The organism is Variovorax sp. RKNM96, from assembly GCF_017161115.1.
In the GTDB taxonomy this organism is placed as follows: domain Bacteria; phylum Pseudomonadota; class Gammaproteobacteria; order Burkholderiales; family Burkholderiaceae_C; genus Variovorax.
In genome coordinates, this window is sequence record NZ_CP046508.1 from 2,221,957 (window position 1) to 2,244,889 (window position 22,933).

Annotated in this window: 22 protein-coding genes; 12 read left to right on the forward strand and 10 right to left on the reverse strand. The window is 67.1% G+C overall.

Going from position 1 to position 22,933, the window contains the following annotated elements; genetic code table 11:
• Positions 1 to 135 precede the first annotated feature (135 nt).
• From GNX71_RS10135 to GNX71_RS10160, 6 genes are all read left to right on the forward strand, one after another.
• Entirely contained in the window at positions 136 to 1,008 is an 873-nt protein-coding gene (locus tag GNX71_RS10135; RefSeq protein ID WP_206178198.1) for a branched-chain amino acid ABC transporter permease, read from the forward strand.
• A gap of 1 nt (position 1,009) precedes the next feature.
• A complete protein-coding gene (locus GNX71_RS10140) occupies positions 1,010 to 2,017 on the forward strand; it encodes a branched-chain amino acid ABC transporter permease (protein ID WP_206178199.1) in 1,008 nt (335 codons plus the stop codon).
• Positions 2,014 to 2,784 carry an ABC transporter ATP-binding protein gene (locus tag GNX71_RS10145; protein WP_206178200.1) on the forward strand — a complete coding sequence of 257 codons (771 nt, stop codon included), beginning with the start codon at positions 2,014 to 2,016 and terminating at the stop codon, positions 2,782 to 2,784. Before GNX71_RS10140 ends, GNX71_RS10145 begins: the two co-directional genes overlap by 4 nt.
• A complete protein-coding gene (locus GNX71_RS10150; RefSeq protein ID WP_013540373.1) occupies positions 2,777 to 3,481 on the forward strand; it encodes an ABC transporter ATP-binding protein in 705 nt (234 codons plus the stop codon). The genes GNX71_RS10145 and GNX71_RS10150 overlap by 8 nt, the downstream gene beginning before the upstream one ends.
• Positions 3,482 to 3,513: 32 nt before the next feature.
• Complete coding sequence (locus tag GNX71_RS10155) at positions 3,514 to 5,214, forward strand: tannase/feruloyl esterase family alpha/beta hydrolase (RefSeq protein WP_206178201.1); 1,701 nt, start codon at positions 3,514 to 3,516, stop codon at positions 5,212 to 5,214.
• Between the two features lie 143 nt (positions 5,215 to 5,357).
• Positions 5,358 to 5,657, forward strand: coding sequence for a putative quinol monooxygenase (locus GNX71_RS10160; RefSeq protein ID WP_206178202.1), 300 nt, complete (start codon positions 5,358 to 5,360; stop codon positions 5,655 to 5,657).
• Here the strand turns inward: GNX71_RS10160 and GNX71_RS10165 are convergent.
• From GNX71_RS10165 to GNX71_RS10175, 3 genes are all read right to left on the reverse strand, one after another.
• A complete protein-coding gene (locus GNX71_RS10165; RefSeq protein ID WP_206178203.1) occupies positions 5,654 to 6,373 on the reverse strand; it encodes a DsbA family protein in 720 nt (239 codons plus the stop codon). The two genes, GNX71_RS10160 and GNX71_RS10165, sit on opposite strands and share 4 nt — an antisense overlap.
• Positions 6,361 to 7,260, reverse strand: a complete 900-nt coding sequence (locus GNX71_RS10170; protein ID WP_206178204.1) for an MBL fold metallo-hydrolase — start codon at positions 7,258 to 7,260, stop codon at positions 6,361 to 6,363. The genes GNX71_RS10165 and GNX71_RS10170 overlap by 13 nt, the downstream gene beginning before the upstream one ends.
• 116 nt (positions 7,261 to 7,376) lie before the next feature.
• Positions 7,377 to 8,294, reverse strand: coding sequence for a LysR family transcriptional regulator (locus GNX71_RS10175; RefSeq protein WP_206178205.1), 918 nt, complete (start codon positions 8,292 to 8,294; stop codon positions 7,377 to 7,379).
• A 100-nt stretch (positions 8,295 to 8,394) separates the two neighbouring features.
• On the opposite strand from GNX71_RS10175, the gene GNX71_RS10180 reads away from it, so the two are divergent.
• From GNX71_RS10180 to GNX71_RS10190, 3 genes are read left to right on the forward strand one after another with little or no spacing between them, the layout of a single operon-like run.
• Complete coding sequence (locus GNX71_RS10180) at positions 8,395 to 9,351, forward strand: hydroxymethylglutaryl-CoA lyase (protein WP_206178206.1); 957 nt, start codon at positions 8,395 to 8,397, stop codon at positions 9,349 to 9,351.
• Positions 9,348 to 10,556, forward strand: coding sequence for a CoA transferase (locus tag GNX71_RS10185; protein WP_206178207.1), 1,209 nt, complete (start codon positions 9,348 to 9,350; stop codon positions 10,554 to 10,556). Before GNX71_RS10180 ends, GNX71_RS10185 begins: the two co-directional genes overlap by 4 nt.
• 38 nt (positions 10,557 to 10,594) lie before the next feature.
• Positions 10,595 to 11,581, forward strand: a complete 987-nt coding sequence (locus tag GNX71_RS10190) for a tripartite tricarboxylate transporter substrate binding protein (protein WP_206178208.1) — start codon at positions 10,595 to 10,597, stop codon at positions 11,579 to 11,581.
• A gap of 10 nt (positions 11,582 to 11,591) precedes the next feature.
• Here GNX71_RS10190 and sugE read toward each other — a convergent pair whose 3' ends face one another.
• From sugE to GNX71_RS10205, 3 genes are read right to left on the reverse strand one after another with little or no spacing between them, the layout of a single operon-like run.
• Positions 11,592 to 11,912: a quaternary ammonium compound efflux SMR transporter SugE gene (gene sugE / locus GNX71_RS10195; protein ID WP_206178209.1), complete on the reverse strand. Its 321-nt coding sequence runs from the start codon at positions 11,910 to 11,912 to the stop codon at positions 11,592 to 11,594.
• 29 nt (positions 11,913 to 11,941) lie between these two features.
• Positions 11,942 to 13,072, reverse strand: coding sequence for an HPP family protein (locus GNX71_RS10200; protein ID WP_206178210.1), 1,131 nt, complete (start codon positions 13,070 to 13,072; stop codon positions 11,942 to 11,944).
• Positions 13,073 to 13,085: 13 nt separating this feature from the next.
• A complete protein-coding gene (locus tag GNX71_RS10205) occupies positions 13,086 to 14,321 on the reverse strand; it encodes a multidrug effflux MFS transporter (RefSeq protein WP_042578536.1) in 1,236 nt (411 codons plus the stop codon).
• A 143-nt stretch (positions 14,322 to 14,464) separates the two neighbouring features.
• Between GNX71_RS10205 and GNX71_RS10210 the strand changes: the two genes are divergently transcribed.
• Positions 14,465 to 15,640 (forward strand): hypothetical protein, encoded by a 1,176-nt coding sequence (locus GNX71_RS10210; RefSeq protein ID WP_206178211.1) that lies wholly within the window; start codon positions 14,465 to 14,467, stop codon positions 15,638 to 15,640.
• A gap of 105 nt (positions 15,641 to 15,745) precedes the next feature.
• Here the strand turns inward: GNX71_RS10210 and rpoD are convergent, their stop codons facing one another.
• Positions 15,746 to 17,932 carry an RNA polymerase sigma factor RpoD gene (gene rpoD / locus GNX71_RS10215; protein ID WP_241027220.1) on the reverse strand — a complete coding sequence of 729 codons (2,187 nt, stop codon included), beginning with the start codon at positions 17,930 to 17,932 and terminating at the stop codon, positions 15,746 to 15,748.
• Here rpoD and GNX71_RS33495 point away from each other — a divergent pair.
• Positions 17,913 to 18,200 (forward strand): hypothetical protein, encoded by a 288-nt coding sequence (locus GNX71_RS33495; protein ID WP_241027221.1) that lies wholly within the window; start codon positions 17,913 to 17,915, stop codon positions 18,198 to 18,200. The two genes, rpoD and GNX71_RS33495, sit on opposite strands and share 20 nt — an antisense overlap.
• A gap of 181 nt (positions 18,201 to 18,381) precedes the next feature.
• On the opposite strand, the gene dnaG is transcribed toward GNX71_RS33495, so the two are convergent.
• Positions 18,382 to 20,373 carry a DNA primase gene (gene dnaG / locus GNX71_RS10220; RefSeq protein ID WP_206178213.1) on the reverse strand — a complete coding sequence of 664 codons (1,992 nt, stop codon included), beginning with the start codon at positions 20,371 to 20,373 and terminating at the stop codon, positions 18,382 to 18,384.
• A gap of 86 nt (positions 20,374 to 20,459) precedes the next feature.
• Here dnaG and GNX71_RS10225 point away from each other — a divergent pair, with 86 nt between their 5' ends.
• The gene (locus GNX71_RS10225; RefSeq protein ID WP_206178214.1) at positions 20,460 to 21,410 is read left to right on the forward strand and encodes a YihY/virulence factor BrkB family protein; all 951 of its coding nucleotides are present in this window, start codon (positions 20,460 to 20,462) and stop codon (positions 21,408 to 21,410) included.
• On the opposite strand, the gene GNX71_RS10230 is transcribed toward GNX71_RS10225, so the two are convergent.
• Positions 21,358 to 22,116, reverse strand: a complete 759-nt coding sequence (locus GNX71_RS10230) for a 3-hydroxyacyl-CoA dehydrogenase (RefSeq protein ID WP_206178215.1) — start codon at positions 22,114 to 22,116, stop codon at positions 21,358 to 21,360. The genes GNX71_RS10225 and GNX71_RS10230 overlap by 53 nt on opposite strands.
• A gap of 232 nt (positions 22,117 to 22,348) precedes the next feature.
• Positions 22,349 to 22,900 (reverse strand): phasin family protein, encoded by a 552-nt coding sequence (locus tag GNX71_RS10235; RefSeq protein WP_013540389.1) that lies wholly within the window; start codon positions 22,898 to 22,900, stop codon positions 22,349 to 22,351.
• Positions 22,901 to 22,933: the final 33 nt, after the last annotated feature.

A 22,933-nucleotide genomic window follows, 5' to 3' on the forward strand; every position in this document is an offset into this window, starting at 1 on the left:
CGCGCAACGCGCGCCGGCTTCGACAGGCTCAGCCCGAACGGTGGTCGGCGAACTCCGACGGTGGCGGCAAACCTCGTACGGTAGTCAGCGAATCCGAACGGCAGCAGGCCCCTCCGAACAGCTGTCAGAAATCTCATGCTCACCATTCTTTTCGACGGCATCGCCTACGGCATGCTGCTCTTCGTTCTCGCCGTCGGGCTGGCCGTGACGCTCGGGTTGATGAACTTCATCAACCTCGCGCACGGTGCCTTCGCCATGGCGGGCGGCTACCTCACTGTGTTCGCGATGCAGAAGCTCGGCATGCCGTTCCTGGCTTGCCTGCCGTTCGCGTTCATCGTCGTTGCGCTCGCCGGGGCCTTGCTCGAACGCACGCTCTACCGGCCGATGTACGGCAAGCCGCACCTGGACCAGGTGCTCTTTTCCATCGGCCTCGCCTTCATGGCGGTGGCCGCCATCGACTACTTCGTCGGCTCGTCGCAGCAGAACGTGCAACTGCCCGAGTGGCTGCGCGGCCGCACCGAGATCGGCGACGGCGCGCTGCTGCTGGGCATGGGGCACTACCGGCTCTTCATCATCGGCGTGTGCGCGGTGCTCACCGTCGTGCTGCAGCTCATCCTTTCGAAGACGCGCTTCGGCAGCCGGCTGCGTGCCGCGGTCGACGACCCGCGCGTGGCGGCGGGCCTGGGCATCAACGTGAACATCGTGTTCCTGCTGACCTTCGCCGTGGGCTCGGGGCTTGCGGGGCTGGGCGGTGCGCTGGGCGCTGAGATCCTCGGGCTCGATCCGACCTTTCCGCTCAAGTACATGATCTATTTCCTGATCGTGGTGTCGGTCGGCGGCACCTCGTCGATCACCGGGCCGCTCGCGGCCGCGCTGCTGCTCGGCATTGCCGACGTGGCGGGCAAGTACTTCATTCCGAAGATGGGCGCGTTCACCGTCTACCTGCTGATGATCCTGATCCTGATGTGGCGGCCGCAAGGGTTGTTCACGCGCAAGGGAGGGCGTTGAGATGAGCGCGCCTTCTTCCTCTTCTTCGACGGCAACCTACGAATCGGCCCTGCTGCGCACCGCGCGCTGGCGGCCGTGGGAGTTCGTGGTCTGGGCGGTGGCCTTCGCGCTGCCGCTGGTGATGCCCTCGCACTCGCTGCTGGTCAACGAGATTGCCATCGTCGCGCTGTTCGCGATGTCGCTCGACCTGATCCTCGGCTACACCGGCATCGTGTCCCTCGGCCATGCCGCGTTCTTCGGCTTCGGCGCATACGCAGCGGCGCTGTTCGCCAAGCTCGTGATGCCGGACCCGACCGTCGGGCTGGTGTTCGCGACCGTGCTCTCGGCGCTGCTGGGCCTCGTGGCCAGCGTGACGATCCTGCGCGGCAGCGACCTCACGCGGCTGATGGTCACGCTCGGCACCGCGCTGCTCCTGCTCGAACTGGCCAACAAGCTCGACTGGCTCACCGGCGGCGCCGACGGCTTGCAGGGCGTGGTGATGGGGCCGGTGCTGGGCCTCTTCGAGTTCGACCTGTACGGCCGTACCGCCGCCTGGTATTCGCTGGCGGTGATGCTGGTGCTGTTCCTGGTGATGCGCCGGCTGGTGCATTCGCCGTTCGGCGCGACGCTCAAGGCGATCCGCGACAACCGGCTGCGTGCGATGGCCATCGGCATTCCGGTGGTGTCGCGGCTCGCGGTCGTCTACACCGTGGCGGCCGGCATCGCCGGCGCGGCGGGCGCGCTGCTTGCGCAGACCACCGGCTTCGCCTCGCTCGACGTGCTGGCCTTCGACCGCTCGGCCGACGTGCTGCTGATGCTGGTGATCGGCGGCGTGGGCTGGCTCTATGGCGGCGTGGCGGGCGCCATCGTCTTCAAGCTGCTGCAGAACTGGCTCTCGGCCGTGACGCCGCAGTACTGGATGTTCTGGATCGGCCTCATCCTCGTGCTGCTGGTGCTCGTGGGGCGCGACCGCCTGCTCAAGCCTTGGACGTGGTTCGGCATGGGCAAGAAGAAAGGCGGTGCGGCATGACCACCACCGACACCGTGCTTTCGACGCAAGGCCTGGTGATGCGCTTCGGCGGCATCACGGCCACCAACAACGTCACGATGGAATTGAAGCGCGGTGCACGCCATGCGCTCATCGGCCCGAACGGGGCCGGCAAGACCACGCTGATCAACCTGCTGACGGGCGTGCTCACGCCGACCGAAGGCCGCATCACGCTGCTGGGCGAAGACATCACCACGCTCGCGCCGCACAAGCGCGTGGCGCGCGGGCTGGTGCGCACCTTCCAGATCAATCAGCTGTTCGATTCGATGACGCCGCTGGAAACGCTGGCGCTCGTGGTGTCGCAGCAGAAGGGCATCGCCGCGCAATGGTGGCGGCCGCTCGGCGGCACCAAGGGGATCGCGGAGCGGGCAGGGCAACTGCTGGAGCAGTTCCACCTGGCGGACGTCGCGAAGCAGCAGACGAAATTCATGGCCTACGGCAAGCGCCGCCTGCTGGAGATTGCCATCGCACTCGCCTGCGAGCCGCGCGTGCTGCTGCTCGACGAGCCCGTGGCCGGCGTGCCCGCCGGCGAGCGCGAAGAGCTGCTGCAGACCGTGGCCGCATTGCCGGCCGATGTGTCGGTGCTGCTGATCGAGCACGACATGGACCTGGTGTTCAGCTTCGCCGACCGCATGACGGTGCTGGTCAACGGCACGCTGCTGACCGAGGGCGACCCCGAGACCATCGCCAACGATCCGAAGGTCAAAGAGGTCTATCTGGGCCACGGAACGGAGAACGCCCATGTCTGAGCTGCTGCGCATCGAGAACCTGAGCGCAGGCTACGGCGAGGCCGTGGTGCTGCACGACGTGGCGTTCGCGCTCGGAGAAGGCCAGACGCTCGCCCTGCTGGGGCGCAACGGCACGGGCAAGACGACGCTGATCAACACGCTGGCGGGCGCCACGCGCCAGCACGGCGGCACCATCGCGCTTGGTGGGCAGGCGCTGCACAAGCTGGCACCGCATCAACGTGCCGCGGCAGGCATCGGCTGGGTGCCGCAGGAGCGCAACATCTTCAAGTCGCTCACGGTGCACGAGAACCTGACGGCCGTGGAGCGTCCGGGCAAGTGGAACCCGCAACGCGTCTACGAGATGTTCCCGCGCCTGGCCGAACGCAAGACGAACCTCGGCACGCAGCTCTCGGGTGGCGAGCAGCAGATGCTGGCTGTCGGCCGTGCGCTGGTGCTGAACCCCAAGCTGCTGCTGCTCGACGAACCGCTCGAAGGCCTCGCGCCGATCATCGTGGAAGAACTCCTGCGCGCCATCCGCCGCATCACGCAGGACGAAGGGCTGGCCGCGATCATCGTGGAGCAGCACCCGCAGGCGATCCTCGCGATTTCCGACCACGCGGTGGTGCTCGACCACGGCACCATCGTCCACACCGACAGCGCGGCGGCATTGCGCAGCCAGCCCCAGGTGCTCGAACGGCTGCTGGGCGTGGCGCGGTAGCGGCCCCAACGAACAACGAAGGAGACAGACAGATGGCGATCCCGAAGACAGTGTTTTGCGGGGGCGCCATGCTGGCGGCCGCCGCGTTGCTCGCCGCGTGCGGCACCCCCACCGGGCCGAGGGCGCTCACGCTCGGCGGCGAGCCGGCGACGGCCTGCGCGGCCCTAGCTGCGCCGATCGCACCCGCTGCGATCGGCCTGCCGAGCGGCGCCGCAACCGTCGACTCGGCGACCCTCGTTGCCGCATCCCCGCTGGCGGTCGCCGAGCGCGGGCCCAGCCCCGCGGCGCGCATCACGCCGGTGACGCCCGCGCACTGCAAGGTGCTCGGGCGCATCGCACCGCTCGATGCGAGCGCGCCGCCGATCCTGTTCCAGGTCAACCTGCCGCTCGCATGGAACGGGCGCAGCGTGCAGTACGGCGGCGGTGGCTTCAACGGCGTGCTGATCACCGGCCTCTCGCTGGTGCCGGCCGGCCGCTTCGACCAGCCCACGCCGCTCGCGCAGGGCTATGTGACCTACGGCACCGACTCGGGCCACCAGAACGTGCAGGGCCAGCCGCCGCAGGCCTTTGCGCTGAACGACGAGGCACTCGCGAACTTCGCGCATGCCTCGTACAAGAAAGTGCGCGACGTGGCGGTGGCGCTGATGCAGCGCGCTTATGGGCAGGCGCCGCAAAAGCTGTATTTCATGGGCAGTTCCGAAGGTGGGCGCGAGGCGCTCACGATGGCGCAGCGCTACCCGCAGGACTTCGACGGCATCTTCAGCCGCGTGCCGGTGATCAACTGGACCGGGCTGCAGCACGCGGGCACGCGCAACGGCATCGCGACCTTCGGCGAAGGCTGGCTGCGGCCTGCGCAGGTGCAGCTGGTACACAACGCGGTGCTCGCAGCGTGCGATGCCGCGGACGGCGCAACGGACCGCATCGTGTCGAATCCGGTGGCATGCCTACAGCGCTTCGATCCGGCCACCTTGCGCTGCGCGGCGGGCACGAGTGGCGACAGCTGCCTGAACGATGCGCAGGTGCAAGCCGTGCGCACGCTGCGCTCGCCGTGGCGCGCGCCCGTGCCGTTGGCCCACGGCGTCACCGAATATCCGGGTTGGGGCATCGGTGGCGAAGGCACGCCCGCCTTCGCCTCGATGGGCGGCTGGAACGCATGGTGGACCGGCACCGCCGCACCGACCGTGCCGCCGCAGCCGAGCAACGGCATTGCGTGGTTCTACGGCAGCGGCGCGCTGCAGTACTTCTATGCGCGCAATCCATCGCTCGACGTGCGCAACTACCGTGCGGAAGATTTCGCGGCGCGCATCGCCACCGTGTCGCAGTTGATGGACTCCACCAACCCCGACCTCGCCGCCTTCAACGCGCGTGGCGGCAAGCTGCTGATGCTGGAGCACATGGCCGACTACGCGCAGAGCCCGTTCGCCGGCATCCGCTACTACGAGTCGGTGGTGGCGCGCATGGGGCGCGACAACGTGGACCGCTTCATGCGCCTTTACACCGCGCCCGGTGTGGACCATGTGGGCAGCGGCGCGCCCGCGAATGTCGACATGCTCGGCGCGCTGGCCGACTGGGTCGAGCGCGGCCGTGCGCCGGCCGGTTTGCAACTTGCCGAGCAGGAGGTGCAGCCGCCGTTCAAGACCATCCGCGCACGTCCGCTGTGCGAGTGGCCGCTGTGGCCGCGCTATGTGAGCGGCGATGCGTCGCAGGCGGCGAGTTTCCAGTGCAGCAAGTAGCGCCTGTCCTCGCGCGGGCACGCTTCTGAGAGGGCGATCTTCAAAGGCCGATTGAAAGAGTTTCCGGATCGAGAGGCTTTTTCAAACGGCGGTGTCATCGCAAACTGCAGCCATCCGAACTTCATGCCGCAGGAAACGAATACATGAGCACCGTCCCTCTGATCAGCATCGCCGTCCTGAAGGCCAAGGCCGGCCAGCGCGAGGCGCTTCGCGCCGCCTTGAGCGCCCTGGTGCCCTCCACGCGGGAAGAGCCCGGCTGCCTCGACTACACCCTGTTCGAACTGCGCGACGAGCCCGGCAGCTTCTATATGCGAGAGTCGTTCAAGGACCAGGCCGCGCTGGATGCGCACTTCGCAACACCGTATTTCCAGGCATTCGAGAAGCGGTTCGACGAGTTGCTGGCCGTGCCGATCCGGCTGGTCTTCCTGGAGAAGGTCGCCTAGATCGCGCAGCCGTCGGGCCCGCACACGGCGGGCGCTGCTGCGGATTGCGGCGGCGCGGCCAGCGTGGCGAGCTGCGCCTTCCATTCATCCGCGCGACCGAGCCAGGGGCCGATGTCGATGCGGCCTGCGAGGCCATCGGGCTGGGTCAGCACGAAGGTAGGAAAGCCTTGGCCGCCTGAGCGTTGCAGCAACTGGCGGCTCGCGGCGATGTGTGCCGCCGTGGCATCGCCCGAGAGGCGCGCGAAGGCTGACGCGAAAGCCTCGGCATCGAAGCCGAGTTCAACGGCCAAGGCCTTGAGCACATCCGCATCGGCGATGCGCCTGCCTTCGACGTAGTGGGCGTGCTGCAGGCGATGAATCATGTCGAGCCCGCCGCCTTCGCGCAGCGTCTCGGCCGCGAGGATCGCGGTGGTGGGCGGTTCGGAGTCCATCACTGCGCCGGTGTCCCGCAGCAGCTCCTCGAAGTAGGCCTCGCCGAACGGCTGGCCCGTGAGTTCGGCGATGCGCCGGTCGTGCGGCATCACGTACTCGCGCCATTGCGGAGTGATCGCACGGCGGTTCGCGCCGGTCATCATCCCGCCACCGTGGAACTCGACCTTCAGCCCCGGCACGCCGCGCGCCGCATCGACCAGCGGCGCGGCGGCATAGCACCAGCCGCAGAGCGGATCGAAGATGTAGTGCAGTGTGGCGGTGTTGCCGTTGCTCACTGCGGCCACTTCATTTCTCCCTTGATGACCTTGGCGCCGAGTTCCAGCGACGAGGCGCCTTCCAGCTTCGGGTAGCGCTTCTTCATCGCGGCGATGAGCGCGGCCGAGTCCTTGGCTTTCTTCGCTTCGGTCTCGAAGGCTTGCAGGTAGCTGCGCGTGAACTTCACCGAGGCCACCGTGTGCGGCGCCGAGCCGTTCGCGTTCGGCAGGTAATGGCCGGGCACCACGGTCGTGGGGTGCAGGGCTTCGATGCGGCCGAGCGTCTTGATCCAGTCGCGGCGCGATTCGGGCGTTTGCGTATCGGCCATCCACACATGAGCGTTGGCCCACACGGGGATGCCGCCGGCCACGGCCTTGAGCGACGGAATCCATACGACGGTGTGGTCGGGCGTGGGGCCGTCGAGCCCGACGATCTGGATCTTGCGGCCTTCGAGTTCGAGGCTGTCGCCTGTGAGCGGCTGCGGCACGATCACCGCCTTGGGGGCGTTGTCCTTGAGGATCGGGCCCCAGTGCGCGAGCTTGCCGTCCTTGGAGGCCTGGATCGCGGCCACGGTCTGCGGCGTGGCGACGATCTTCGCGTCGGGGAAGGCGGCCTGGATCACGTCGAGGCCGAAGTAGAAGTCGGGGTCGCTGTGGCTGATGTAGACGGTGGTCAGCTTCTTGCCGCTGGCCTTGATCTTCTGCACCAGTGCTTCGGCGTCGTTGCGCTGGAACTGCGCGTCGATCAGCACGGCATCGGTCTGGCCGGTGACGAGTTCGGACGACACAGGGAACATCGACTTGGCGCCGGGGTTGTAGACGTCGAGCTTGAGCGGCTCGGCGGCCTGAGCGGCCAGGGGTGCGAGGGCGAGGGTGGCGGAAAGGGCGGCAGCGGAAAGGAGGGCTCTACGGAACATGGCGGTCTTTCGGTCGATTGGATGAGGTGACAGCGTGAACAGACCGAATGCTAGGTTGCCGGAAGTGAAACAAAAACCACCGCCGCCACAATGGATCGTTTCTGTTATCGGACGAATCAGGTGTGTTCCGCGCGGTCCGTGGCGCACCGCTCGAGGTGCGCAACGAGCAACTGCGCCGACGGCGACAGCGCCGCCTCGCTGCGAAAGCAGATCGCAAAGCGCCGGCGCGCCCAATCGTCCATGAGCGGCATCAGGCGCAGTCCGAAGGCCTCGGTGAAGGGCCGCGCAACTTCCGCCGGCACCACGCTGATGGCCAGCCCGGCGCGCACCACGCGCAGCGCCGCATCGAAGTTGGACACCAGCACCCGGTACACGAGCGGCTTGCCTGCGACGGCCGCCTCGCGCGCGAGCATCAGTTGCACGGCGCTCAGCGCGGGCATGCCGACGAATTCGTGGTCCAGCACCTGTTCGAAGCGCACTGCCTCGTGGCGGGCCACGGCGTGCGACGGGTGCGCGACGATCGCCAGGTGGTCCGAGCGGTAGTCGCGCCGTTCCAGCCCCTCGAGATCGGCCGCGTCCCAGCACAGGCCGATGGACGCGCTGCCTTCGCGGATGCCCCGGACGATCTCGGGGCTCACGCGTTCCTCCATGTCGACCCGGATGTTGCGGTGCGTGGGGTCCTGCAGGAAACCGGCCACGTCCTCGGCCAGCGATTCGGCCATGACGGAGGCCGAAGCCAGGATGCGCACATGACCGCGCGCCCCGCCGGCGTAGGAAGCCATGTCGCGCTCGATGCGGTGGGCGCTGCCGAGCATGGCGCGGGCGTGTTCGAGCAGGGTTTCGCCGGCGGGCGTGGGCACCACGCCGCGGCGCTTGCGCAGCAGGAGCGGCGTGCCGACGGTGTCCTCCAACTGCGCGAGGCGCTTGCTGATCGCCGAGCCGACGATGCTGGCCTGCTCGCCGGCGCGCGCGATGCTGCGGGTTTCGCAGACGGCGACGAACAGGCGCAGGGTGGTCAGGTCGAGGTCTCTCATGATGTTCCGTTCTGGAAGCAAGTGGCTTCCAAAATATACCTTCTGAACCGAATCGGAACTTCTAACATCGACGCTGTACCCCCACGACGGAGACAAAGACTTGATTCACGCTTTCCTGCCGCCCCGCGCGGTCGTTCGCGAAGTGGGGCTGCGCGACGGGCTCCAGAGCATCGCCCGCGTGCTGCCCACCGCACACAAGCTCGAATGGATCCGCGATGCGCACGCGGCCGGCCAGCGCGAGATCGAAGTCGGCTCGTTCGTGCCGGCGCACCTGCTGCCGCAACTGGCCGACACGGCCGAATTGCTGGCCTACGCCAAGACGCTGCCGGGCCTTTTTGCCTCGGTGCTGGTGCCCAACCTCAAGGGCGCCGAGCGCGCCATCGCGGGCGAGGCCGACCTGATGATGGTGCCGCTCTCGGCGAGCCACGCGCACAGCCTGGCCAACCTGCGCAAGACGCCCGACGAGGTGGTGGCCGAGGTCGGCCGCATGCGCGCCGCGCGCGATGCGGCGGGCTCGAAGACGCTGATCGACGGCGGCGTGGGCACGGCCTTCGGCTGCACGATCCAGGGCCGCGTCGAACCCGATGAAGTGCTGCGCCTGATGCAGGCGCTGCTCGATGCGGGCGCCGATCGCGTGAGCTTGGCCGACACGGTGGGCTACGCCGATCCGGCGATGGTCCGCAGCCTGTTCGAGCGCGCGCTGCGCATCGCGGGCGACCGCCTCTGGTGCGGCCATTTCCACGACACGCGCGGCCTCGGGCTCGCGAATGCCTACGCGGCGCTGGAGGTTGGCATCACGCGCTTCGACGCGTGCCTCGCCGGGATCGGTGGCTGTCCGCATGCGCCTGGGGCGAGCGGCAACGTCGATACCGAAGACCTCGTCTTCATGCTGGAGAGCATGGGCGTCGCGACCGGCGTAGACCTGCAGCAGCTGCTCGACCTGCGCAAGCGCGTGGCCGGCTGGCTCGAGGGCGAGACGCTGCAGGGCACGGTGTGGCGTGCGGGTTTCCCGAAGACCTTCGTGCCGACGGCCGTAGCCCAAGAGGTGGCCGCATGAGCGCCGCCGTGACCGAGAAAAAACGCCTGCCGCTCGCCGGCATCCGCGTGGTCGAGTTCACCCACATGGTCATGGGCCCGACCTGCGGCATGGTGCTGGCCGACCTGGGCGCGGAAGTCATCAAGGTCGAGCCGATCGATGGCGACCGCACGCGGCATCTGCTGGGCGCGGGGGCGGGCTTCTTCCCGATGTTCAACCGCAACAAGAAGAGCATCGCGCTCGATCTGCGCAACCCACAGGGGCTCGAGGCGGCGCTGCGCCTGTGCGCCACGGCCGACGTGGTGGCGCAGAACTTCAGGCCCGGCACCATGGACAAGTACGGCCTGGGCTACGCCGCGCTCGGCAAGCTCAATCCGCGCCTCGTGTACGTGAACCACACGGGCTTCCTGCCTGGCCCCTACGAGCATCGAACGGCGCTAGACGAGGTGGTACAGATGATGGGCGGGCTCGCCTACATGACGGGGCGCCCCGGCGATCCGTTGCGCGCGGGCACGAGCGTGAACGACATCATGGGCGGCATGTTCGGCGCCATCGGCGCCATCGCCGCGCTGATGCAGCGCGCCGAAACCGGCAAGGGGCAGGAGGTGCAGTCGGCGCTGTTCGAGAACAACGTGTTCCTGGTCGGCCAGCACATGCTGCAGTACGCGATCACGGGGCAGGCCGCGGCGCCGATGCCCGAGCGCATCTCGGCCTGGGCGCTGTACGACGTGTTCACAGTGAAGGACGGCGAGCAGATCTTCCTGGCCGCGGTGAGCGATGCGCAGTGGACGGTGTTCTGCGACGCGCTGGGCTTCGATGACCTCAAGGCCGACCCGGCCCTGCGCACCAACAATGACCGCGTGCGCCTGCGGCCCACGCTGCTGGCCGACCTGCGCATCCGGCTCGCCGGGCGTTCGGCGGCCGAGCTCTCGGCGATCTTCGAGGCGCGAGGTTTGCCCTTCGCGCCGATCACGCGGCCCGAAGACCTGTATGCCGACCCGCACCTGAAGGCCACCGGCGGCCTCGCGGACATTCGCCTGCCCGACGGCGAGCGTGCCGGGCAGATGGCGCAGACGACGCTGTTCCCCATCACGCTCGACGGCGAGCGCCTGGGCGTGCGCCTCCATCCACCGACGCTCGGCGAGCACACGCGGGAACTGCTGGCCGAACTGGGCTATGGCGATGCACAGGTCGATGCGATGCATGCCGACGCGGCCGTGAGCTGAAGCCGGCGATTCTTCAAAACCATAAAGAGAGACAAACCATGACCACGAACTTCCTTCCGATGAACCGCCGCACGATGCTGGGATTCGGCGCCAGCACCGCGGCGCTGGCCGCGTTCCCCGCGTTCGCGCAGGGCTCGGACAAGCCGATCCGCTTCATCCTGCCGATCAGCGCCGGCTCGGGCGTGGACAACATCGTGCGCGCCGCCTCGGTCGCGCTCGGCAAGGCCTTCGGCCAGCCGGTGGTGATCGAGAACATGCCGGGCGCGGGCGGCATCACCGGCACCGCGGCCATCGTCAAGGCGGCGCCCGACGGGCTCACGCTGGGCATGGTGTCGAACAACCACGTCATCAACCCGAGCGTGTTCAAGAAGATGCCGTTCGATGCGATCCATGACATCACGCCGATCAGCGTGGTCGGCGCGACGCCGCTGGTGCTGATGGTGAACCCGAAGCTGCCCGCGAAGAACGTGAAGGAGCTGGTCGCGCTGCTGCGTGCCAAGCCGGAGGGCTACAACTACGCCTCGTCGGGCAACGGCACCATCATTCACCTGGCCGGCGAGATGTTCATGGACGAGGCCGGCGTGAAGGCGCGGCACATTCCCTACAAGGGAACCGGGCCGATGGTGACCGACATGATGGCGGGGCAGGTCGAGATCGGCGTGGTCGCGCTGCCTGCGGTGCAGCAGCACATCAAGAGCGGTGCGCTGCGTGCCATCGGCGTCTGCGGGGCGGCCCGCTCGCCGGCCGCGCCGGACATCCCGACGATTGCGGAGCAGGGGCTGCCGAACTACGCGGTCGAAGGCTGGTTCGCGGTGATCGGCCCGCCGAAGATGCAGGCGGCCGACATCAAACGCGTGCACGACGCCGTGGTGGCGGCCTACACCAGCGCCGAGGTGCGCGAGGCGATGGACAAGCAGGGCAACGTCATCAAGCCCAACTCGTCCGAGGAGGCTGCGAGCTACTTCCGTACGGAGGCCGCGCGCTATGCGGCGCTCGTGAAGAAGGCGAACGTGGTGCTGGAGTAGGGCGTGGAATTCAGGCCGGGCTCGTGAGCTTGAGCCCCAGGATGCCCGCGACGATCAGCCCTACGCAGGCCAGCCGCGCCGCATTGGCCGGCTCGTGGAACAGCACGATGCCCAGGATCACCGTGCCCACCGCGCCGATGCCGGTCCACACCGCATAGGCCGTGCCCACGGGCAGCGAGCGCATCGCCCAGCCCAGCAGCACGACGCTGAGCACCATCGAGATGGCGGTGCCGACCGAGGGCCAGAATTTCGTGAATCCTTCGGTGTACTTGAGGCCGATGGCCCATCCCATTTCAAGCAGACCCGCCACCAGCAATACGACCCAGGCCATTCGCGCTCCTTGTGAAGACAAAAGGGGTTTCAGTTCTCCGGCCGCACGGCACGGTAGAGGGCGCGCACGAAATCCGACTGGGTGATCATGCCGGTGAGGCGCTTCTCACCATCGATGATGGGGATATGGTGGTGGCCGCCTTCGGAAAAAAGCGGCACGAGGTCGACCACCGGCCGGTCGGCACTGGCCACGCGCACCTGGCGCGTCATGATCTGGCCGACCACCTCGGGCTTGTTCGACACCACCGTGCGCGTGGCGCGGATCAAATCGCGCAGCCGGCCTGCGATGCCTTCGTGGTGCTGCAGATCGAGCTGACGGAAGAAGTCGGCCTGCGTGACGATGCCCACCACGCGGCGTGTGCGGTCGGTGACCGGCAGCGCCTTGATGCGCTTCTCGTGCATCAGCGCCCAGGCTTCCTGAAGCGGCGTTCCGAACTCCACCGAGATCGGGTTGAGCGACATGATGTCGGCGCAGTCGAGCGTGCCCAGGCGCCGCTTGTACGACTCGAGCTCGGTCTGCTGGATCAGCGATTCGAGATCGTCGCGGCTGATGTCCAGCACCTGGTTGTAGCGGGCGAGCACCGCGTCGATGTCGGCCTGGCTGAAGCGGGCGTCCGCGCGCGGCGGCTGCGCCACCTGCACATGCGGATAGCGCCGGCCGGTGAGCGAGTTGTAGGCCACGCCGGCGAGCACCATCAGCACCGAGTTCGTGAGGGCGGGAAACAGGGCCGAGGAGAACTGCGTGGTGTGGGTGAGCACCGCCAGCAAGGCCGCCGCCCCGCCCGGCGGATGCAGGCAGCGCGTGGCGAACATCACCCCGATGGCGGCGGCGACAGCCACGGCGGCGCCCACGGCGGGGTCGGGAATCCAGTTCGCGCAGGCGATGCCCACCAGTGCCGAGAGTGTGTTGCCGCCGATGACCGACCAGGGCTGCGCGAGCGGGCTCGACGGCACGGCGAACACCAGCACCGCAGTAGCGCCCAACGGCGCGATCAGCCAGACGGTGCTTTCCAGCGGGCCGGCCAGCCAACGGCACAGCAGAGCGGTGATCAGGAGCCCGATGGCCGCGCCGCACACAGCGCGCAGCCGCTCCCGCATGTCGACGGTGGTGCGGCCCGGCAGCCAGGTGCGTGCGTAGGCGAGGAACGCGGAGAACCGCATCGCGCGGCTCCTTTCAGGTTTCGTTGGCGAGGCTGCGGCCGATCTCGGGCCAGCGGCCATGCAGCCAGACCCAGGCGACCAGGCCGATGCCCAGCATCAATGTGGAGGTGACCGCGAGGGCCAGCGTGGAATGCATCACCAGCGGTGCGATCGCACCGGCGACGACGCCATTGGCGGTCGAGCCGATCACCGCCTGCAGCGACGAGGCCATGCCGCGGCGCTCGGGATGCAGGTCGAGCACCAGCAGCGTGACCACCGGCACCATCAGCGCCCAGCCGAAGGCGAACACCGCGAGCGGCCACAGCGCCCAGGCCACGTGCGCATCGAAGAAGAAGTTGGCCACCACGTTGACCACCGAGGTGACCAGCATGATGAGGAAGCCGTCGCGGATCTGCCGCTTGGGCGTCACCTTGCCGGCCATGCGGCCGCTGGCGCGCGCGCCGAGCATGATGCCGCCGATGGTCAGAAGGAAGAACCAGAAGAACTGCTGCGGCTGCAGCGCGAGGTGGTCGCCCAGGAACGCGGGCGCAGCCAGCACGTAGAGGAACATGCCGTTGAAGGGCACGCCGCTCGCGAGCGCGAGCAGCAGGAAGCGCGGGTCGGAGCACAGGTCCCAGTAGCCGCGCATCAGGTGCCGCACGTGGAACGACTGGCGGTGCGAGGGATGCAGGGTCTCGGGCAGCAGCTTGTAGTTGGCGACGAACAGCACCACGCCCACGGCCACGAGGAACCAGAACACCGCGTGCCAGCCCGCATGCACGAACAGGAAGCCGCCGATGATCGGCGCGATGGCCGGCGCCACGCCGAAATAGATCGTCACCTGGCTCATCACCCGCTGCGCCTCGGCGGGCGGGAACATGTCGCGGATCACCGCGCGCGAGACCACGATGCCCGCGCCGGTCGACAGACCCTGCAGCCCGCGGAACAGCACGAGCTGCGTGATGTTCTGCGACAGCGCGCAGCCCAGCGAGGCGATGGTGAATACTGCAAGGCCCCACAGCACCACGGGGCGGCGGCCGAAGCTGTCCGACAGCGCGCCGTGGAACAGGTTCATGAACGCGAAGCCGAAGAGGTAGGCCGAGAGCGTCTGCTGCATCTCGGCGGGCGTCGCGCCGATGGAGCGTGCGATGCCCGAGAAGGCCGGGATGTAGGTGTCGATGGAGAACGGCCCGAGCATGCCGAGCACCGCGAGCAGGACGGCCAGCGCCCAACGCGGGGCCTGCCAGAGTTTGTCGGCGTCGGGATTCATGGCTTGGGATGGGAGAGGAAAAGGGCGCGCGAGGTCCGCACCGAAAGAGTGCGAGGGTAGCAGACGCGCCGGGCGGTCGCCGGAGCCGCCCGCCCACTAAACTGCGCGCCTGCGTGCATTGAAGAAACAAGAAGGGACGAGGAATGAGCCAGGAGTTTCTGTCGATCACCCGCGGCGAGCTGTGGCTGCGCGGTGGCGAAGCCGCGCCGGTGCAGATCGAATCGCCGTTCGCGCGCGAGCTGATCCAGCGCGAGGCCAACAGCCGCCGCACCACCTCCTGGAAGCACACCGAGCGCGAGGAGTCCAAGGGCATGCTCTCGGGCGCCGCGCTGTGGGGCCGCGGCGGGCCGGGCGGCGCGATGGCGCCGGCGCGCTTCCAGCACGTCTGCCGTAGCGGGCCGCGCACCATCTACTACGTGCTGAGCGTGGGGCGCAGCATTGGGCTGTTCCGCTACGAACTCGACGAGAAGCGCGAGATCCGGCTCTTTCACCGGCAGCACACGCCGATCCTCGGCATGACCTACGTGCCCGAGACCCGCCACGTGGTGCTGGCCGTGGGGCAACCCGACGGGACCGCGCAGCTGGAGGTGTTCGACGAGGAGGGCAATGCCAAGGGAGCGGTCACCGGCGGCGATGCGGTGGACGCCGCGCCGGCCGCGATGCCGGGCGCGCCCTCGACGCTGGTCTACCAGACGTGCGGCGTGGCGCGGCACCCCGAGAACGGCGTCGTCGTCGCGATGGCGCATTCGACGGTGAACTGGCTCGACTACAAGAGCGCCCAGATGGACAGCCTGCTCGACGACCCCGAATGGGACTACATCGTCCCGCGCATCGCGGCCGACGGCACGCTCTACGCGATCCGCCGCCCGGTGGAAAAGCCCGCGCACGAGCGCGCCGGCGGCGCGATCAAGGACACGCTGATGATGCCGCTGCGCCTGGGCAAGGCGGTCTTCGGTTATCTCAACTTCTTCTCGATGATCTACGGCAAGGAGCCGCTGCGCTCGGCCGGCGGCCCGCGCGCACCCGAGCTCGACCAGGACCTGGGCAAGCTGTGGCTGCACGGCCGGATGATCGAGCTGTCGAAGGTGCGGAGCGACCCGCTGTACGCGGGCAACCTGGTGCCAGGATCGTGGCAGCTGATCGCTCAGGAGGGCCGGCGCGCGAGCCCGCGCGTGGTCGCCTCGCATGTGGCGCACTTCGATCTCGCACCGGACGGCGCCGTGCTCTACAGCAACGGCTACGACATCTTTTCGTGGTCGCGCGGCGAGCAGCGCAAGCTGGACCGGGAAGCGCTGGTGGAGGGGCTCGCGGCGCTCTGAGGAAGATTGACGCACCGGCCAAAGAAAAAAGGCCCGGGACCGCGAGTGCGGTTCCGGGCCTTTTTTTGAGCCTGTCCGGCACGGGTGCCAGACAGAGCCTTGGGCTCAGAGCGTGTCGATGAAGCTGCGCAGCTTGTCCGAACGCGACGGGTGCTTGAGCTTGCGCAGCGCCTTCGCCTCGATCTGGCGGATGCGCTCGCGGGTCACGTCGAACTGCTTGCCGACTTCTTCCAGCGTGTGGTCGGTCGACATCTCGATGCCGAAGCGCATGCGCAGCACCTTGGCTTCGCGCGGCGTGAGCGAGTCGAGGATGTCCTTGACCACGTCGCGAAGACCCGCCTGCATCGCGGCCTCGATCGGGGCCGTGTTGCTGCTGTCCTCGATGAAGTCGCCCAGGTGCGAATCGTCGTCGTCGCCGATGGGGGTTTCCATCGAGATCGGCTCCTTGGCGATCTTCATGATCTTGCGGATCTTGTCTTCCGGGATCTCCATCTTGGCGGCCAGGATGCCGGCGTCGGGCTCGAAGCCGAACTCCTGCAGATGCTGGCGCGAGATGCGGTTCATCTTGTTGATCGTCTCGATCATGTGCACCGGGATGCGGATGGTGCGCGCCTGGTCGGCGATCGAGCGGGTGATCGCCTGGCGAATCCACCACGTCGCATACGTCGAGAATTTGTAGCCGCGACGGTATTCGAACTTGTCCACCGCCTTCATCAGGCCGATGTTGCCTTCCTGGATCAGGTCGAGGAACTGCAGGCCGCGGTTGGTGTACTTCTTGGCGATGGAGATCACGAGACGCAGGTTGGCCTCGATCATTTCCTTCTTGGCATCGCGCGAAGACGATTCGCCTTCGTTCATGCGCTTGTTGATGTCCTTGAGCTGCGTGAGCGGCACCACGACGCGCGACTGGATGTCGGTCAGGCGCTGCTGCAGTTCCTGCACCGGCGGAATGTTGCGGGCGAGCACGGCGCTCCAGGGCTTGCCGGCAGCGGCCTGCTTCTCGACCCACTTGAGGTTCAGGAGGTTCGACGCGATGCGGTTGCCGTTCTTGTCGTATCCGCTGAAGTCGCGGATGAACTCGTCCTGCGGGAAGCCGCACTTGTCCACGATGATGCGGCGCAGTTCGCGTTCCTTCTTGCGAACGTCGTCCACCTGCGTGCGCACCAGGTCGCACAGCTTCTCGATGGTCTTGGCCGTGAAGCGGATGGTCATCAGCTCTTCGGACAGGGCTTCCTGGGCCTTGACGTATGCGGGCGTGCCGTAGCCTTCCTTGTCGTAGATCTTGTGGACCTTCTCGAACATGCCGGCGATGCGGTCGAAACGCTCCAGCGCGTCGCGCTTGAGTTCTTCGAGCTTCTTGGTGAGGGCCTTGGAGCCGCCCTTGCCGTCGTCGTCGTCTTCTTCGTCGAATTCGTCGAAGTCTTCTTCGGCCACGTAGTCGTCGGCCTCGTTGGGGTTCGAGAAGCCGTCGACGATGGTCGAGATGACGACCTTGCCTTCGCGGATTTCAGCGGCCAGGCGCAGGATTTCGGCGATGGTGGCGGGGGAGGCCGAGATGGCCTCCATCATGGCCATCAGGCCGCCTTCGATGCGCTTGGCGATTTCGATTTCGCCTTCGCGGGTCAGCAGCTCGACCGTGCCCATTTCGCGCATGTACATGCGGACCGGGTCGGTGGTGCGGCCGAATTCGCTGTCCACCGTGGAGAGCGCCGCTTCGGCTTCTTCCTCGGCTTCTTCCACCGTGGTGGCGGTGGGCGCGGTGTTGTTCAGCAGCAGGGTTTCGGCGTCGGGCGTCTGCTCGTACACCGCCACGCCCATGTCGTTGAGCATGGTGACCACGACTTCCATGGTCTCGGCATCGACCAGCTTGTCGGGCAAGTGGTCGGAGATTTCGCCGTGCGTGAGGTAGCCGCGGGTCTTGCCCAGCGTGATCAGGGTCTTCAGGCGCGAGCGGCGCTTGGCCAGGTCTTCTTCGGAGAGCACGGTCTCGTCGAGGCCGAACTCCTTCATCAAGGCGCGTTCCTTCGCCTTGCTGATCTTCATGCGCAGCGGCTTGACCTTTTCTTCGGTGGTCGTGGCGACCGCCGGCTCGTCGCCGGCCAGGTCTTCCTCGATGTCCGACAGGTCGACGTCGCTCTCGGGCGCATCATTGCCGGCCTTGGGCTTGCGGCCGCGCTTGGCGCCGGTGGCAGGTGCGGCAGCGCCGGCAGCCTTGGGGGGACGGCCGACTTTCTTGGCAGCGGGAGCGGCGACTTTCTTGGGATCGTCGAGGGTGGTCGATTTCGTGGGCACGGTTTTCACTTTCGTTGCGGGCGCCGATTTGGACGCGGCGGCACCCGTTTTAGATGCCGGCGTTGTGCCGGCTTTCAACGGTTTCTCTGCGACAGGCTTTTTGGCGACGCTCTTGGCAAGTGAAATAGCAGGCTTCTTTGAACTGGGCATACGACCTCGTTACGACAAGAATGGACAAGCGGAAATCACTGGCGCACTGCCATTCGGGCAGCGCCACCACAGCCCGCGCACAGGCACGGACATAAAACAATTGGGAAAGAGGAATTAATTCCTCAGCAGACAAGATGTCGGGCGAACATTTGGTGTGCAGTCCTTGCGGTTATTGACCCTTTCCGCCGGAATTTACCGTTGGAGTGCGTTGCGCTAGGGGTCGGCCCGGAGGTGCTGCTGTCGCTCTTGTCTGATTTCGCCAGTTGCGAAGCCCTACATTATAGCGTATTGCACAAATTTCAAGCAGTTTCTGAACCGCGCGGACTCAGGCGGTTGCGCAATTCCAACCGCCGCGCCTCGAGCGCCTTGTAGCGCTCCAGTGCTTTCGGGTCTTTTCCGACCGCGGCGATGGCCTCGCTTTGCTGGGCCTTGAGGCGGTCGTCCAGCATGAAGTCGAGCACGCTCGAAAGCTCCTTGGCCGCGTCGGCGAGGTGCTGTTCCTCTTCGCCCTCGGGGACCGGGGCGGCGTCGGCAACGTTCATGAGGCGCTCGGCCAGCGCTTCGAAATCCAGCCCGCGCATGCCTTCGCGCAGCGCCGCCCAGGGTTGCACGCCGTGCTCGTGCAGCTGGCTGTCGAGCCAGGTGAAGAGCGCTCCGTGCGTGCCGGGCAGGTCGCACAGCATGAGGTGCAGTTCGTGCGAAAGCGCATCCCACTGCGCCATGTTCGAGAGCAGCAGCCGCACCGCCACGTCGGGCCGGCTCGGCGGCTTGCCGCGTCCGCGCAGCGGCTCGATGGGCTCTTCGAACTTGCCGCCCCAGCGCTTGCCCTTGACGAACTTGCGCGGCTTGCTATCGGTTTCATAGCGCGGCGCTTCGTATTCCATGGGCGGCGGCATGTCCGGGTAGTCCCCGCCATCGCCGCTCGATTCGCTGTAGCGCGGTGCAGGCGGGGCCGCCACCTTGCGCGGACCGGGCGTGGAGGCCCACAGGTCTGAAAGTGCCGCTGCATCGAGCTGTACCAGCGCGGCGATCTCGCTCAACAGTTGCCGCTTGAGGGCGCCATCGGGCATGGCGCTCCAGAGCGGGCGCACGTTGCTGGTCATGTGGGCGCGGCCTTCGGCGGTGGTCAGGTCGCAGCCTTCGCGGGCGGCTTCGAGCATGAAGCGCGACAGCGGCGTGGCCTCGGTCACGAAGCGGGCAAAGGCGTCCGCGCCGTGTTCGCGGATGAAGCTGTCGGGGTCGTGCTCGGCCGGCAGGAACAAAAACTTGATGCTGCGCACGTCGGTGGCATAGGGCAGGGCGCCGTCCAGGGCCTTGCGCGCGGCGCGGCGGCCGGCGGCATCGCCGTCGAAGCTGAAGACCACCGACTCGGTAAAGCGGAAGAGCTTCTGCACATGCTCGGTCGTGCAGGCGGTGCCGAGCGTGGCCACCGCGTTCGGAAAGCCGAGCTGGGCGAGGGCGACCACATCCATGTAGCCCTCGGTGACCAGCGCATAGCCGCGATCGCGAAAGGCGGCGCGCGCCTCGTAGAGGCCGTAGAGCTCGCGGCCCTTGCTGAACACGGGCGTTTCCGGCGAGTTCAGGTACTTGGGTTTCTCGTCGCCGAGCACACGCCCGCCGAAGCCGATGCACTCGCCCTTGACGTTGCGGATGGGGAACATCACGCGGTCGCGGAAGCGGTCGTAGCGCTTGGCTTCGCTCGCTTCGAGTTGGCCGTCTTCGGTGTTGACGATCACCAGGCCGCTCTCGGCGAGCAGCGGATCGTCGTAGTCGGGGAACACGCTGGCCAGCGCGCGCCAGCCCGCGGGCGCATAGCCGATGCCGAACTGCTTGGCCACTTCGCCGGAGACGCCCCGGCCCTTGAGGTATTCGATGGCGCCGGGTGCCTGCCGCAGCGACTTGCGGTACGACTCGCCGGCCTTCTCGAGCACGTCGGTCAGCGTGGCCTGCTTCTGGCGCTGGCTGGCGGCGCGGGCGCGCTCGGCGGGGGAGGCGTCGTCCTCGGGCACCTGCAGGCCATATTGGCCCGCCAGGTCGTGCACCGCCTCGACGAAGCCCATGCCCGCGTGCTCCATGAGAAAGCCGATGGCGTTGCCATGCACCCCGCAGCCGAAGCAGTGATAGAACTGCTTGGTCGGGCTGACGGAAAAAGAGGGGGATTTCTCGCCGTGAAAGGGGCACAGCCCCATGAAATTGGCGCCGGCCTTCTTGAGCTGCACATAGCGGCCGACGATCTCGACCACATCGGCGCGCGCGATGAGTTCCTGGATGAATGAAGCGGGGATGGTCATGTAGGCGAAGAGCGGCAAATCATACGCAAGCGGCCGGCCCATTGCGGTGGGACGGCATACTGAATGCGATCCGGATTCCTCAACGCATGACGACCAACCCATTGCAACACGCCGCGCCGCTGCTGCGGCATCCGCTCCGATTCATCTGGGACGCGCTGAAGGCCTTTCGCGCCAACCAGGGGCTGCTGCTCGCGGGGGCGGTGGCCTATTACGCGCTGCTGTCCATCGTGCCGCTCCTGATCGTGAGCGTGATCGCGATGTCGCACATCATCGAACAGGCCGAGCTGCTGCGCACCATCGGCCGGTACCTCGAGTGGCTGCTGCCGGGGCAGTCGAAGGCCATCGTGACGGAGCTGTCGAGCTTTCTGGACCATCGCGACGTGATGGGCCCGGTGCTGCTGGTGACGATGATCTTCTTCAGTTCGCTGGCCTTCAGCATCCTCGAGAGCGCCATGGCGGTGATCTTTCACCACCGCAAGGCCGATCACAAGCGCCACTTCCTGGTTTCGGTGGCGATGCCTTACGTCTACATCCTTTGCCTGTGCGTGGGGCTGCTGCTGGTCACGCTGGTGTCGGGCGCGCTTCAGCTGGTGGGGCAGGAAAGCGTGGACTTGCTGGGGCGCAGTTGGTCGCTCTCGGGCGTGTCGGGGTTGCTGCTGTACCTGCTGGGGCTGGGCGGCGAGATTTTCATGCTGACCTCGCTCTACCTCGTGATGCCGGCCGGCCGGATGTCGCTGCGCCACGCGCTGCTGGGCGGCGTGACCGCCGCGCTGCTGTGGGAGGCGACGCGGCGGGTGCTGATCTGGTACTTCTCGACCCTGTCGCAGGTCAATGTGGTTTATGGCTCGCTCACCACGGCGATCGTGGTGCTGCTGAGCCTGGAGATCGCCGCCACGCTCGTGCTGCTGGGCGCCCAGGTGATCGCCCAGTATGAACGGCTGGACCGCACCGGCAGCACCGCAGTGCCGCCTGCGGTGCCGGGTGTCAGCGTGGAGGGAGTCGAATCGCTCCGTCCAGACGAATCACCTCGCCGTTGAGCATGTCGTTCTCGATGATGTGCTTGGCGAGCTTGGCGTAGTCCTCGGGCGTGCCCAGGCGCGAGGGGAAGGGCACGCTGGCAGCCAGCGCGTCCTGCACTTCCTGCGGCATGCCGAAGAGCATGGGCGTGCCGAAGATGCCGGGGGCGATGGTCATGTTGCGGATGCCGTTGCGCGCGAGGTCGCGGGCGATGGGCAGGGTCATGCCGACCACGCCGCCCTTCGAGGCGCTGTAGGCGGCCTGGCCGATCTGGCCGTCGTAGGCTGCGACCGAGGCGGTCGAGATCAGCACGCCGCGTTCGCCGGTGGCTTCGGGCTCGTTCTTGCTCATCGCGTCGGCCGCGAGGCGAATCATGTTGAAGCTGCCGATCAGGTTGACCGTGACGGTCTTGCTGAATACGGCCAGAGCGTGCGGGCCGTTCTTGCCCACGGTCTTCTCGGCCGGCGCGATGCCGGCGCAGTTGACGAGGCCGACCAGCTTGCCGAGCTTGGTGGCCGCGGCAACGACCGCCTGGCCGTCAGCTTCCTGGCTCACGTCGCACTTGACGAACACGCCGCCGATGTCCTTGGCGACGGCTTCGCCTTTTTCAGCCTGCATGTCGGCGATCACCACCTTGCCGCCGTTCGCGGCCAGCATGCGCGCCGCGCCTTCGCCGAGGCCTGAAGCGCCCCCGGTCACGATAAAAACCTTGCCGTCGATCTGCATTGAAGTCTCCTGAAGATAAGCCAGCCATTATCGAAGAGCTGGAAATGCGGGAACACCGAGGAACCGGCTTTGCCGGGCCTCAGGTGTTGCCCCCGGTAGGGGGAAGGAGCAGCGACACGTAGTGCGCGTAGCCTGGGGGTGAGCAACAGGCATAAAAAAAGGCCTCATCCGAAGATGAGGCCCTGAATTGGATCCGTGAGGACCCAAGGAGACAACTGGTGGTGGTCGATGCTTAGCGCTTGCGCGAAGCGGTGGCCGTCTTGGCAGCGGCGACGGCTTGCGTCGACACGGCGTTGAAGTTGGCTTCGGCGACGTCGGAAGCTTGCTTGACAGCCTTCTGGACCGATTCGAATGCGTTGTTGGCGGCAGCCACGGCGCTCTTCAGGACGGCAACGGCGGTTTCCGAACCGGCGGGTGCGTTCTTGGAAGCGCTGTCGACCAGGCCGACGAAGGCTTGCTGGGCTTCAGAGGCCTTGGCTTCGAAAGCCTTGGAGAATTCTGCGCCGGTGCCTTGGGCGATGTCATACAGGTGACGGCTGTAGGCGGCGGTCTTTTCGGCCAGGGGCTGGAACAGGCTGGCTTGCAGCGTCAGCAGTTCTTGCGCGTCCTTGACGTTCAGGGCGGCTTGGGCGGTGCCGGCGGCTTCAGCCAGGGCGGCCTTCGAAGCGGTCACGTTCAGTTCGACGAGCTTCTCGACGCCTTCGAAAGCCTTGGTGGTCAGGCCGAACAGGGTTTCGAGGTTTGCTTTTTGGGCGGCGAGGATTTGGTCAGCGGTCAGGGCCATTTGGGATCTCCAGAAGGATGGTGGGCTATTCAC